The organism is Planctobacterium sp. R6, assembly GCF_055755215.1.
In genome coordinates this window covers 1-12,954 of the sequence record NZ_JBVTQY010000004.1, presented here as the reverse complement: position 1 = coordinate 12,954, position 12,954 = coordinate 1, and the positions used below count along the sequence as shown (strand labels likewise).

The window sequence follows — 12,954 nt, the reverse complement described above, 5'->3', positions numbered from 1 at the left end:
CCGTTACAATAGTAATAGCAGTTAGAGCAGAGTTATGGCTGACAAATGGGATGGTATCAACCGAAGAGTTACTTCTAAAAAGCACGACTTTTTTTTCCGCTTGAGTCGTGTTGGTAGCATTGTATCCTGGATTTTGTTTGTCAGTGGTTTGGTAGTGTTTCACTATGCCCGGCCAGAGCGGGTTTCCGGTGTTCAGCGCTATTGGGGGGTCACCGGCAGAGAAGAGTGGAATGATGCCTTGCTGCCATGGCTGTATGCCCTGTTTGCCTTGTGTATCCTGTTTGGTTTGGGCATGTTGCTGTTACGTCGCTATCGCAGCCGCCGCCAGAACGAAAACTGGGCCAGCGGCTTAATATTCCTGGTCGTTATAGCAACGGCGTTTGTGATTGGTGTGTATCAGGCGGTAAGTTGATGCACCAGTTGATTTAACACCTGAGTTACCTGACCCAAATCATCCTCGGAGATGATATAAGGCGGCATAATATACACCAGTTTGCCAAACGGCCTTACCCATAATCCGCGTTCAACACAAAAGCGCTGAACGGTGGCGACATCCACGGCTGAACGCATTTCAATGACACCAATGGCACCTAACACTCTGACATCAGCCACTGCTGCTGAGTGTTTCCAGGGAGCCAGTTCATGCAATAATTGCTGTTCAATGCGATTGACTTGTGTTTGCCAATGTCCTTGTTGCAGGATACCCAGACTGGCATCTGCTACTGCGCAGGCCAGCGGGTTACCCATATAAGTCGGGCCGTGCATAAATACCCCGGGTTGCCCCTGACACACCCCCATGGCCACATCATCGTTGCATAAGGTGGCTGATAACGTCATATATCCGCCGGTCAGCGCTTTGCCTAAACACAAAATATCAGGGCTGATACCGGCATGTTCACAGGCGAATAGTTTTCCGGTACGGCCAAAGCCGGTGGCAATTTCATCGCAAATTAACAGGATATCGAATTGATCACACAATTGTCTGACGCGGTGCAGGTATTCAGGGTGATACATGCGCATACCGCCTGCACCCTGAACAACCGGCTCCAGAATCATGGCAGCAATTTCGTGATGGTGTTGTTCCAGCATGTCGATAAGCGGCCCCATTTCATCTTCATTCCAGGGCTGACCAAAACGGGTTTGAGGGGCCGGTGCAAACAACTGTTGATTGAGTACCGGCTCAAATAGCGAATGCATACCATTGGTGGGATCGCTCACTGACATCGCGGCAAAAGTATCACCGTGATAACCATTGCGTGGGGCGATAAAACGGTGTTTATTTTGGTTGCCCTGGCAGGCCCAATATTGCACTGCCATTTTCATTGCCACTTCTACCGCGACAGACCCCGAGTCCGCTAAAAATACCCGATTTAATCCTTCCGGAGTCATCTCCACCAATTTCTTGCACAGTGCAATTGCTGGTTCATGAGTCAGGCCGCCAAACATGACGTGGGCCATCTTTTCTAATTGGTTTTGTGCCGCGGCGTTTAAAATCGGGTGGTTGTAGCCGTGCACTGCCGCCCACCAACTGCCCATACCATCAATAACCTGATGGCCATTTTCCAGGGTAAGGCGCACCCCTGACGCTGATTTGACCGGGTAGCAGGGTAATGGGGAGATGGCCGAAGTGTAAGGGTGCCAGATATGTTGCGTGTCGAACTGAACATCAATAGAAGACAAAATACTCACCGTTTGATTAAAAAATAACCAAAGGTAAACTTTGGGCTATTCTTTAAGTTGACAAATTAAATGGCGATTTTAGACTAAGCAGGCAAAAAAGAAAGCGTGTTTACAGGAAACTCCATGGTCAGACAAAACGAATCTGCTTCTCAATTGCGTCACAATTGGACGCTGGCTGAAGTGAATGCTCTATTTAATTTACCTTTTAACGATTTGTTGTTTCAGGCACAAACGGTTCATCGTCAGCATTTTGATCCCAACCAGGTTCAGGTAAGCACGCTGTTGTCGATTAAAACCGGTGCCTGTCCGGAAGACTGCAAATACTGCCCGCAAAGTGCCCGATATGATACAGGTCTGGAAAAAGAGCGGTTGCTGGAAGTTGAAAAAGTACTTGAAACGGCCAGACATGCCAAGGCCACAGGTTCAACCCGATTCTGTATGGGAGCCGCCTGGCGTAACCCGAAAGAACGGGATATGCCTTATCTGGTGCAAATGATCGAAGGGGTGAAAGCGCTGGGGTTGGAAACCTGCATGACCCTGGGCATGTTAAACCGTGATCAGGCGCTGGCATTAAAGCAGGCCGGTTTAGATTATTACAACCATAATCTGGATACCTCTCCTGAATTCTACGGCGAAATCATTACTACCCGAACCTATCAGGAGCGTTTAGACACCCTGAGTAACGTGCGGGAAGCCGGTATGAATGTATGTTCCGGTGGTATCGTTGGAATGGGCGAAGGCGCCAATGACCGTTCCGGTTTATTGATGCAGTTGGCAAATCTTGAGCAACACCCTGAAAGTGTGCCTATCAATATGTTGGTGAAAGTGGAGGGCACACCGTTGCAGGATCAGGAAGATCTGGAGCCTTTTGAATTTATACGCACTATTGCTGTGGCGAGAATCATGATGCCGAAGTCACATGTTCGACTGTCTGCCGGGCGCGAAGCTATGAATGAACAAATGCAGGCAATGTGTTTTATGGCAGGCGCGAACTCTATCTTTTACGGCTGCAAGTTACTGACCACACCTAACCCCGAGACAGACAAAGATTTATTGTTATTTAAAAAGCTGGGTATTAACGCGGAGAAAGGCCGGGATTATTCAGACGAAGCCCACGAAGCTGTGCTGCTTGAGGCTGTTCAGGAACAAAAACAAGACAAATTGTTTTACGACGCGGCATTGTAAACTTCAATGCCATTCGAGCGCATTCAGTTAGCCCTTGCTGAACGTCAACAGCAAGATTTGCTGCGACAAACGGTGATTGTTGACGCCATGCAGGGGGCATCACTACAGATACAGGGTAAGTGGTACCTGAATTTTTCCGGCAATGATTATCTGGGCATGAGCCAGCATCCAAAGGTGATGAGTGCGTTTGCTCAGGCGTTACCTGCGGGGGCTGGCGCATCGCCTGTGGTTACCGGCTTTAGCCAACATCATCAGGCACTGTGTGATTATCTTTGCCAACTCACCGGGCAAGAAAGTGCAATGTTGTTCAGCTCGGGATTTGCCGCTAACTATGCCGTGTGTAAAACCCTGATGGGGGAACCTGAGAGTTTAATTCTGGCGGATAAACTCAGTCATGCTTCTTTGATCGATGGGGCAATGTCGGCAGAAGCGACACTGAAGCGCTTCAAACACAACGACACGATTCATTTACAAAAACTGTTAAGCTCGGCAAGCCGTCAGGGTGTTAAGGATATCCTGGTGGTATCCGAAGGGGTATTTAGTATGGATGGTGACAAGGCTCCCTTGTCGGCATTGCTGAATCTGACACAAGGCCATAATAGCTGGCTGATGCTGGACAATGCGCACAGTATTGGTGTGTTGGGGCCCGAGCAGTTTTCTATCGCCGCGAACGGCTCGCGGCATAAACCTCAAATCGTTATGGCGACCTTTGGCAAGGCGGTTGGCACCGGAGGCGCTTTTGTTGCAGGCTCTAAAACATTGATCAGTTTCCTGCAAAACTTTGCCCGCCACTATGTGTACAGTACCGCATTTTCGGCCGCGCATGCGCATGCCACACTTACCAGTTTAAAAACGATGGACGCAGAACCACAGCGACTGGCGCAATTGCAATCAAACATTGCGGCATTTAAAACTGCTTGTAAGCAAAACGACATTGTTGTGGCAGATTCAGATACTGCGATTCAACCGGTGATTATTGGTTCACCCGGGGCGACAATGCACATCAGTCAAATTTTGCAGCAGCAGGGCTTTTGGGTAACGGGGATTCGGTATCCCACCGTACCTAAAAACAGTGATCGTTTGCGCATTACCTTGACAGCTTTACACAATGAGAATCAAATCAGCGCAATGGTTACCTGCCTGGCGAACGCCCTACATGAAGTGAATGGAGCTGTGTTGCAATGTTAATGGCAAATGGTACGCAGTCAGACTGTTGCGCAGAGGCTACCTTTCAGGAAAACGAGGTGATTTCAACGCCAGTAAACAATGCTGAGTCAGCATCTGTTAAACAGGCCATTGCCTGTCGATTTGGCGAAGCCGCTGCCCAATATGACAGCCATGCACTGATCCAACGGGAGATTGCCGACTATGCCCTGACCCTGACAAGCAAGCACTGCAACAGGGGCTGTACGCAGGCGATTGATATTGGCTGTGCCACCGGCACTTACACACGTCGTTTAGTGCCTTTTGCACAACAGGTAGTGGGGCTGGATTTATCCGAAGGCATGATTAAATATGCCAAAGCACAAAATGACAACAGTGCGATCCGCTGGGCGGTAGCTGATGCCGAAGCGTTACCGCTTGCTGACAGCAGTGTCGATTTACTATACAGCAGTATGGCGCTGCAGTGGCTAAACAGCCCTGTCAGGGTGGCTGGTGAAAGTTTTCGGGTGATGTCGCAACAGGGTGGTGGCGTTATTGCCGTGGTGGTGGATGGCTCCTTAATGGAATTAAACGACAGCTGGAATTGCCTTTCCCAGCCATCGCCGGTCAATCACTTTATGACCGCTGACGTCTGGCATCAGGCGTTTACCGCCGCCGGTTTTAAGGTGACAATTCAGCAACAGGCGTTTACTTCATGGCACAGTAATATTTTCGAAGTACTGCACTCTATAAAGGATATCGGTGCCGGCGTGGTGTTAAATAGCCAAAATCAGGGGCGCCTGAATAAACGCAAGCTGACCACACTGAATGAACAATATCAGAAGAGCTTCGCTGTAAACGGACGATTTCCGTTAACCTGGCAGATTGCTTTTCTTAGTTTTTGCAAACCTTAATCGGAGAATATAGCTTGAGCGCTTTTTTCGTAACCGGTACTGATACCGAAGTGGGAAAAACCTTTATTTCACGCACGATAATGCACATTTACGAGCAAAAGCGTAAAACCTGCGTGGGATTCAAGCCCGTCGCTTCGGGCTGCGTGGATACACCGCAAGGCCTGAGAAATGAAGATGCGCTGTGTTTACAAGACGCCAGTACCATTAATCTCAGGTACGAAGAAGTGAATCCCTTCGCTTTCAGAGAGGCTGTAGCCCCACATCTTGCAGCGCAAAGCGCTGGGCGAAAAATTTGTTTAAAAGCCATCGCTGACAGTTATGAAAAACTGTTAAAAAAACAGGCGGATCTGACCATTATCGAAGGCGCTGGTGGCTGGCGATTACCCATTGGTGAAAAGCGGTTTATGTCTGATTTTGTGCGGCAATACGACATTCCGGTGGTCATGGTGGTCGGTGTGCGTTTAGGCTGTATCAATCATGCCTGTATGACCGCTGAAATCATCCAGCAAGACGGCTTACAGATTGCCGGATGGGTCGCCAATCATGTTGACGCGGGTATGCCATTTTTAACCGAAAATGTTAAGGCGTTAAAAGAGCATCTGGACATGCCTTTTCTCGGGGAAGTTCCTCTGGTGAAAGGCCCTAAAGAAGCCGCACATTACCTGGACGTAACACCACTGTTGCAATTTGATATGGTGGCCTGAGAAGCGCCTCAAACCGGGCGCGGGATAGTAAGGAGTGATGATGCAGTGAAAGCCGATTCTGCAGGCGCAAAAATCGGCCAGCCAGGTGGTGTGGGGTGATTTAGCGTGGAGCCCGGCTAGGTCCGGGTAACGTCCACAAAGATTTTCAATTTCTGACCGGGTTGCAAATACTTGTTCTTATTCAACTGGTTCCACTTTGTCAGATCACTCACAGCGACATTAAACTTGCCAGCAATACGGGCCAGTGAATCGCCTTTTCGCACCGTATAGGTAACGGTGCGCACTACGGCATTATCGGTTTGCATTTCACTGACTTTATTCACCCAAATTACCAGCTTTTTCCCCGGTTTTAAGGGATCGGTTGGTGCCATACCATTCCATCTGGCAAGACTGCGTAAATTAACGTTGTACTCACGACTGATATCCCACAAAGTATCACCGCTTTTGACTTCGTGTTGTAGTTGATATGAACCGCGCTTTTCGGACTGTTTGGCCAACAACCGCTGTTCCTGTGACAGAGAGTAATAATCCAGTGATTTTAGCGCGACCGGTATCATCAGGAAGTCACCTGCCCGTATCACGTTACCGCGCAATTCGTTGACCTGCTGAATAACATCAACTGACGTGTGATATTTCTTTGCCAGTTTTAACAGGCTCTCACCGGATTTAATTTTGTGTCTGACCCAGTTGAGCCGTTGTCTCTCTGACTTTTCTCCCAGTGCAATTTCAAACTGTTCAACTTTATCAACGGGTAATAACAGCCGATGTGGCCCATTTGGATCGGTGGCCCAGCGGTTAAAACCCGGGTTTAACGAATGTAATTGCTCTACTGTCAGACCGGCCCATTCTGCCGCCATGGCAAGATCAATTTGTGAGCCCACATCAACAATTTGCGTCACGTCTTCGTTTTTCAGTGTAGGCCAGACAAACTCCAACTCATCTGCCCGATTCAACAAATCAGACAAGGCTAATAGTTTAGGTACATAGGCGCGGGTTTCGCGCGGTAGATCAAGATGCCAGAAGTCTGTGGGTTTACCCGCTTTTTTATTGCGTCTGATGGCATTTCTTACCCGGCCTTCGCCGCTGTTGTAGGCGGCAATGGCATGCAACCAGTCGCCATCAAAATACTTGTGCAAATAGGTAAGGTATTTAATGGCGCCATCGGTGGCCGCGATGACATCTCTGCGGCCATCAAACCACCAGGTTTGTTTAATACCGAAACGTTTGGCTGTTCCCGGAATAAACTGCCAGGTGCCCGCGGCCCGGCCATGTGAGTAGGCAAAGGGGTCAAATGCGCTTTCGACAATGGGCAATAGTGCCAATTCCATTGGCATGTCTGCTGCTTCTAATTTGGCAACAATGTGTTTAAAGAAAGGGGCGGCGCGTTTGTTAACCCGTTGCATATATTCGGGATGCTTGCGGTACCAGGCTTGTTGATTCCAGATACGTCTGTCATCGGGAATGTCCATAGATAGCTGGTCGCGTACCTGTTGCCATAGGTCATTGCGCTCTATTACATCTTCTTCTGTCACTTCTTCCACCTGGGGTACAGAGCTAATCAGCTCTTCCAGCTCGGTGACCGGGTGAATGATCGGGTGCGTACCTTCACTATTTTCATCACATTCGAAGGTCAGATCGGCTACATCAGGGGTAATGTCGCATTCATCGGTGTATTCTGCCGCCAGGAAGTTGGGGTTGTCAGTCTCACTGATTTCAAACGGAGATGTAACCTGGCAACCTTGAATAACAAAAGGTAATAGTAAGGGAAGTAGAATTCTGTAGGTCACGCAATAATCCTGTAGGTTAGTGGCATATTCATTAAAACTGGTCTTTTAGATGACGGACTGCGGCAAAGGTTTCCGTGTCATTAACCGGCAATGCTCCGGTTTTTCTCTGCACCGCCTCAGCCAACAACCGTTCTGAAACTCGCAGATACGGGTTTACCTTTTTTTCACGGGCAATAGTTGTCGGTAAAGTGGGGGTTTTTTGCTGTCTCAGCTGGTTAACCTGAGTGGCATATTGCAACAGTGCTTCGTCATCAGGCAATAAATCTAATGCGAATCGCAGGTTTGCCTGAGTGTATTCGTGGGTGCAATAGACTTTGGTGTGCTCCGGCAGCTGGGCATAGCGTTGTAAAACCTGATGCATTTGTTGTGGAGTACCTTCGAACAGTCGGCCGCATCCGGCAGAGAACAAGGTATCACCACAAAACAAACCAGGCTCACCATAAAATGCTATATGCTCCCTGGTGTGTGCCGGAACTTCCATTACCTGAAACGCGATGTTTAACGGTTCAAGCTTGATGGTATCTGCTTCACTCACTGCTTTATCGATATGTGCTATACGTTGGGACACCGGGCCAATAACCGTCACATTGGCCTTTTTCAATTCAGCCACACCGCCAATATGGTCCGGGTGGTGATGAGTAATCAAAATATGAGTAAGCGTCAGTTGCTGTTGTTGTAAAAAAGCTTGGACAGGTGCAGCGTCACCCGGGTCTACAACGACAGCATGGGTGTCGTTGTGCAGGCACCAAATGTAGTTGTCGGTAAAGGCCGGAATTGGGAAAACGCTGATCATATACTGTTTAAAAATACTATAGTTCTTGGCAAAGTTGCCATAATATAACGTTCTTGAGTTCAGACTGCTAATTTGATTTATTCGGAATAACGTTGTTCAGGCCAGCATTTACTAATAAAAAACTGGTTGCTCCGCAATCCTGGCAAGCTATGCCTCACTCAGAGGCGTTGCGAGCAGTGTATGAGCAGCAATTGTCTGACATTATGCAGCAGTGCTTTGGCTATCACCTGATCAAACTGGGGGGCCTGAGCCAGTCGTTGTCGTTAAAGAGTTGTCCCATAAAGCACCAGGTGTCACATACCTATCAGCAAAACCCGGAGGGTGGGGTGGTTTCTTTGCCCACTCATTTACCCTATCGGGAAAAAAGTGTAGATGCGGTGCTGATGGCTCACGTGCTGGATTATGCCAGCGATCCACATCAGGTGCTGCGGGAGGTGGATCATTGCCTAATTCCCAATGGACATTTGGTGATTGTGGGCTTTAATCCTTACAGTATGGCGGGCGTGGCGCGTTGGCTACCCATCAAAAAAGACAGCGCTTTACATGATGCGCGTTTTTTCAGTCGGTCACGGGTTATAGACTGGCTCTCTTTAATGGGGTATCAGGTGACCCAGGAAAAGCGTTTCTTGTTTTCAGAGTTGCTGTACAGTAAAGACCTCAATAAAACCAGACAGTGGCACATACATGCAGAAAAATACTTATCTTTTTTCTCTTCTGTTTATGTGATTGTCGGGAAAAAACGAGAATACCCACTATCTTTAATAAAACCGGCCTGGAAACCCGTGCGGAAGTTCTCGCCTGTCGGTGCCAGCCTGCGAGTAAAAGAACGAAATTATTAAAAAAATGTCTGATGCTTTCCCGAGTTCAGACGATAAGTAAAAACACGCGTACATTGTTTCAATAACTAGAGAAAATGCCCTATGTGGTGGTTAAAAAAAAGCAACGAAGACGACCTGCGTCAAATCAAACAATTAACCGATGAAAATCAAACGCTAAATCAACGCCTTTCGGCACTGGAAAAACAGTTGTCGGATACCGAACTGCTGTTGTCTGAAACACAACAAAAAGATACCGGCGAGAGCAAGCTGGCGGAAAGCCTGTTACGCGGTAATGCTCAATTGAGCAATATGCGGGATCTGTTACAGGATAGTGCCAATGTACTGGCATCACAGTCCGACAGTCTGGCGAACACCGAAGATTTATTCAGTGGCTCCGCTGAAATGTTAGATGAGGCTGTTGGTGGTCTCAGTCAAATTGACAGCATAGCAGCCAAGGGCGTTACCCATGCGGGCGAGCTTTCCGGCCTGGCCAGCAGCATCAGCAACTTTGTTGGTGTGATTAACTCTATCGCTGAACAAACTAACCTGCTGGCACTGAATGCCGCCATTGAGGCAGCCAGGGCCGGTGAAAGCGGGCGCGGTTTCGCCGTGGTAGCAGAAGAAGTCAGAAACCTCGCAATGCGCTCTTCTGAATCCACTCAGGAAATCAATAACCTGGTAGAAAAAATTGAAGAAGGCACGCGTAACATCGAATCGAATATTAACGACGTTTCGGAAAAGTCGCGGGTGCTGGTGGAAAAAACCCGTGAAGTTAAAAGCAAGGTGTCGCAGGTGCTGAGTATGTCTGGCACTATGCGCGACACCATTTTATCTACTTCGGACAAGAGTTTACTGGCAGTCGGCCAGGTCGAGGTGTTTCACGCTAAAGGGCTGGTTTATGAAAGTCTGTCTGGGCGAGGCCGGGGCACAGTTCCGGGCAAAGAAGATTCTGAGTTGGGACGCTGGATGCAGCGCGAAGGTCAGGATAAATACGGTAAACTGAGTGAGTTTAAATCCAGTCAGCAAACTATGCAGAAATTCTACGACGTGGCAAAACAGGTGGTGTCGTCTGCAGCGCACGGCGTCAACGATAATACGCTTGAATCAGTGCAAAAAATGGAACGTGCCGCAGATGATTTTCTGTCCTCACTGGTGCGCTTAAGCAACAAACTCTGATTGTTCATCTTCACTAAAACTAAGGTGCAATTCCAACCGGATTTGCACCTTGTTAAGCCTAAAAACTCTACGCTGTTTTCAGACCATTTTTAATCAGCTTATCTTTTAAAATGTAGTTTTGCGGGAACAACAAAAAGTAGGTAAAACCTGTAAAACCAATCCATTTAGTAGGCACAAATATCGCCAACACTAAAGCTAAAACACAAATACTGGCGGAACTGAGCCATAACCACGCCTCTGTTTTAGCGATAAACCCTTCATCTTCGGTCAATTGAATTTCTTTAGCCATGCTGGCGGCATGCGCATATAGACCGGCAAAGGTCAGACTTAACATAAAAAATCCAACGGCATAGAATCCAAACAGAAAACGCACCTGCCAGACTGCTTTAAAATCCATATTAAAGGGGAACCATCCTTGCGACACAAAGCCCATTAAACCTTGCATCATCAGTCGTAATGGGTAGATATACACCAGCACCAGGAACACCAACAGGCAACTTAGAAAGATGGTTTTGTTGTCTTCCAGACCATATTTGCGGCACCAGGTAGCATGCTCGTGCCAAATCCAGGCCAGGATCGCAAAGCTGGCCGCAAAGGCAGGGATGTGTTTGGCTGCATCCTGTAACTCAGCAAATGTGCTGGGGATCGAATCTACTGAAATTACCAGCATAGAAACTGCAAAGGCAAACGCCGCTGCAACAAAGGTTTCTATGCGGCTCATGCTGTCGCCACGAAACTCTGACATGAGTATGTTCCCTTATTGGTTGTAATTTTTGTTTTTCTCGGAACTTAGTTTGCCACAGGTGAACGAGAAGGGGGAGGGAAAGTATCCGGGAGCTGAGTTTGCGCGATTTTATCCCTGGGTTAAATATCTTTATTTTTAAGCACCTGTTTTGCTATTCGTAATGTTCGGTCCATATAAGTAAGTTGTTTTTCATGGCATATTGCTGGGCTTACTATTGCTCCAATTAACATGAGAATTGTGAAAATTACCGTCCCGTAGGCCTTGGATGCTATTTTGGTTTAGTGGAGCAGGGGAACTTAGCTATGTCTTATATCTTCTGGTTTTCTGCGCGTTATCCATGACTTTTTCTTGTTTCATCATTGAATGCTCGTTTTTCTGGATGGGCTATAATTAAATTCTGAAATCAAGTGAACTGAGTTTCCATGAATCCCCTAAAGCGTTTACTCACGACATTAGTGTGTTTTCTGTTCCTGATGATTCCTTGTTTGGCGCAAGAAAGCTCACCGGCACCAGGTAAGACAATTTTCCTCCTGGCAGATGAGTGGTGCCCGTACAACTGTCATCCTGATTCGGAACTTCCGGGTTTTATGGTGGAAATTGCTAAAGATGTATTTTCTCCACATGGCTATAGAGTTATATACGAAAAAACCAATTGGTCTCGGGCGGTGCGGAATGCACGCATAGGCAAGGTGCATGGAATTATAGGAGCACTTAAGGGCGATGCGCCCGGTTTTGTATTCCCGGAAAACTCATTAGGTATGACGGAAAATCTTTTTTGGGTGCCAAATACGTCTAATTTTGCTTACCAATCAATTACCGATTTGCAAGCCCTTCGGGTGGGGGTAATTCAGGGCTACTCTTATGGCGAAGACTTGGATAAGTACATTGAAAGCAACAAACTAAACGAAGCAACATTGCACTCTATCTCAGGTCAAGATGCCCTGGAGCGGATCCTTCAATCACTAATCTTGGGACGGGTAGATGTGATAGTGGAGGAAAGGGCTGTGATGTTGAATCACTTACTTTACCATCCAAATAAAAACGAAATTAAGCCCGCAGGAAGAGTCAGTATTGACCCCGTGTATATTGCATTTTCTCCAAACCGACCTGAATCAAAGCAACTTGCTAAATTGTTGGACGTTGGAGTTGCCCAATTGAAAGCACAGGGGAAACTGCGCATCATTTTGGAAAAGTACGGGTTAACAGAATGGTGAATGAACCACAAAGAACAATGGTGTCAGGTTCGCTGAAATAATTCGCTAAGTTACATAAAATCAATGACTGGAAAATGTAAAGCAGGCGAAATTTACAAAGTAATATATTAGGTTTAATTGGAGAGCACGTCAGATTCAGAGTGCGGGGGGATTGTCCTCAAATCCGTCCATTAGGCAGTCTGATTGAATTTAGAGATATGAATTTTTGTGCCGGGAGCTTTAAACTTTAGAAGTTCCAATCTAATCTGACATTTCCCTTTTAAAAGAGAGAGTTACCAGTTTAAGGTATGGGTGTCGAATCCAACTTAAACAAAAAGGTAACTCTCATGTTGCATACTAACAACCCAGTAATAAAACACAAAGTCGGTTTGCTTAATTTGGCGGAAGAATTAGGTAATATCACTCAAGCCTGCAAAGTCATGGGCATATCACGCGATACTTTTTATCGGTACAAAGAAGCCTCAGAGGAAGGTGGCGTAGAAGCATTACTCAATCAGAACCGTCGTGTTCCTAATGTTAAGAATCGAGTTGATGAAGCCATTGAGATGGCTGTGATTGATTACGCAATAGAATATCCAGCTCATGGCCAGTCAAGAACCAGTAACGAGTTACGGAAGCAAGGAGTGTTTGTTTCACCAAGCGGTGTACGTTCAATCTGGCTTCGTCATGACCTGGCTAATTTCAAAGGCCGTCTGGCAGCATTAGAAGCCAAAATGGCCTCTGATAACAACATCATCCTGACTGAGTCCCAGGTGCAAGCGCTGGAACGGAAAAAGCTTGATGATGAGGTGAGTG

The 12,954-nt window shown here is 47.2% G+C and carries 13 protein-coding genes; 9 read left to right on the top strand and 4 right to left on the bottom strand.

Features of this window, described 5'->3' with window-relative positions; translation table 11 throughout:
* Positions 1-34 precede the first annotated feature (34 nt).
* Positions 35-412, top strand: coding sequence for a hypothetical protein (locus AC0J20_RS03965; protein WP_473020710.1), 378 nt, complete (start codon positions 35-37; stop codon positions 410-412).
* Here the strand turns inward: AC0J20_RS03965 and bioA are convergent.
* Positions 397-1,680 carry an adenosylmethionine--8-amino-7-oxononanoate transaminase gene (gene bioA / locus AC0J20_RS03960; protein ID WP_473020709.1) on the bottom strand — a complete coding sequence of 428 codons (1,284 nt, stop codon included), beginning with the start codon at positions 1,678-1,680 and terminating at the stop codon, positions 397-399. The two genes, AC0J20_RS03965 and bioA, sit on opposite strands and share 16 nt — an antisense overlap.
* A 123-nt stretch (positions 1,681-1,803) precedes the next feature.
* Between bioA and bioB the strand changes: the two genes are divergently transcribed.
* Genes bioB through bioD form a run of 4 tightly spaced genes read left to right on the top strand, consistent with a single transcriptional unit; the run spans position 1,804 to position 5,626 of the window.
* Positions 1,804-2,865, top strand: a complete 1,062-nt coding sequence (bioB, locus tag AC0J20_RS03955; protein WP_229530578.1) for a biotin synthase BioB — start codon at positions 1,804-1,806, stop codon at positions 2,863-2,865.
* Positions 2,866-2,871: 6 nt separating this feature from the next.
* Entirely contained in the window at positions 2,872-4,053 is a 1,182-nt protein-coding gene (locus AC0J20_RS03950; RefSeq protein ID WP_473020708.1) for an aminotransferase class I/II-fold pyridoxal phosphate-dependent enzyme, read from the top strand.
* Positions 4,047-4,922, top strand: coding sequence for a methyltransferase domain-containing protein (locus AC0J20_RS03945; protein WP_473020707.1), 876 nt, complete (start codon positions 4,047-4,049; stop codon positions 4,920-4,922). The genes AC0J20_RS03950 and AC0J20_RS03945 overlap by 7 nt, the downstream gene beginning before the upstream one ends.
* Before the next feature lie 14 nt (positions 4,923-4,936).
* Entirely contained in the window at positions 4,937-5,626 is a 690-nt protein-coding gene (gene bioD / locus AC0J20_RS03940) for a dethiobiotin synthase (protein ID WP_473020706.1), read from the top strand.
* 116 nt (positions 5,627-5,742) lie between these two features.
* Here the strand turns inward: bioD and AC0J20_RS03935 are convergent, their stop codons facing one another.
* Together AC0J20_RS03935 and gloB are read right to left on the bottom strand one after the other, a co-directional pair.
* Positions 5,743-7,413 (bottom strand): lytic transglycosylase, encoded by a 1,671-nt coding sequence (locus tag AC0J20_RS03935; protein ID WP_473020705.1) that lies wholly within the window; start codon positions 7,411-7,413, stop codon positions 5,743-5,745.
* Positions 7,414-7,444: 31 nt separating this feature from the next.
* Positions 7,445-8,206 carry a hydroxyacylglutathione hydrolase gene (gene gloB / locus AC0J20_RS03930; protein ID WP_473020704.1) on the bottom strand — a complete coding sequence of 254 codons (762 nt, stop codon included), beginning with the start codon at positions 8,204-8,206 and terminating at the stop codon, positions 7,445-7,447.
* A 92-nt stretch (positions 8,207-8,298) separates the two neighbouring features.
* Between gloB and AC0J20_RS03925 the strand changes: the two genes are divergently transcribed.
* A complete protein-coding gene (locus AC0J20_RS03925; protein WP_473020703.1) occupies positions 8,299-9,045 on the top strand; it encodes a class I SAM-dependent methyltransferase in 747 nt (248 codons plus the stop codon).
* Positions 9,046-9,126: 81 nt separating this feature from the next.
* Entirely contained in the window at positions 9,127-10,200 is a 1,074-nt protein-coding gene (locus AC0J20_RS03920) for a methyl-accepting chemotaxis protein (protein ID WP_473020702.1), read from the top strand.
* A 67-nt stretch (positions 10,201-10,267) separates the two neighbouring features.
* Here the strand turns inward: AC0J20_RS03920 and AC0J20_RS03915 are convergent, their stop codons facing one another.
* Positions 10,268-10,945 carry a TMEM175 family protein gene (locus AC0J20_RS03915; protein WP_229530586.1) on the bottom strand — a complete coding sequence of 226 codons (678 nt, stop codon included), beginning with the start codon at positions 10,943-10,945 and terminating at the stop codon, positions 10,268-10,270.
* Between the two features lie 422 nt (positions 10,946-11,367).
* Between AC0J20_RS03915 and AC0J20_RS03910 the strand changes: the two genes are divergently transcribed.
* Together AC0J20_RS03910 and AC0J20_RS03905 are read left to right on the top strand one after the other, a co-directional pair.
* Positions 11,368-12,159 carry a substrate-binding periplasmic protein gene (locus AC0J20_RS03910; protein WP_473020701.1) on the top strand — a complete coding sequence of 264 codons (792 nt, stop codon included), beginning with the start codon at positions 11,368-11,370 and terminating at the stop codon, positions 12,157-12,159.
* Positions 12,160-12,485: 326 nt separating this feature from the next.
* A partial coding sequence (locus AC0J20_RS03905; protein WP_473020700.1) for a helix-turn-helix domain-containing protein occupies positions 12,486-12,954 on the top strand: 469 nt, incomplete at its 3' end.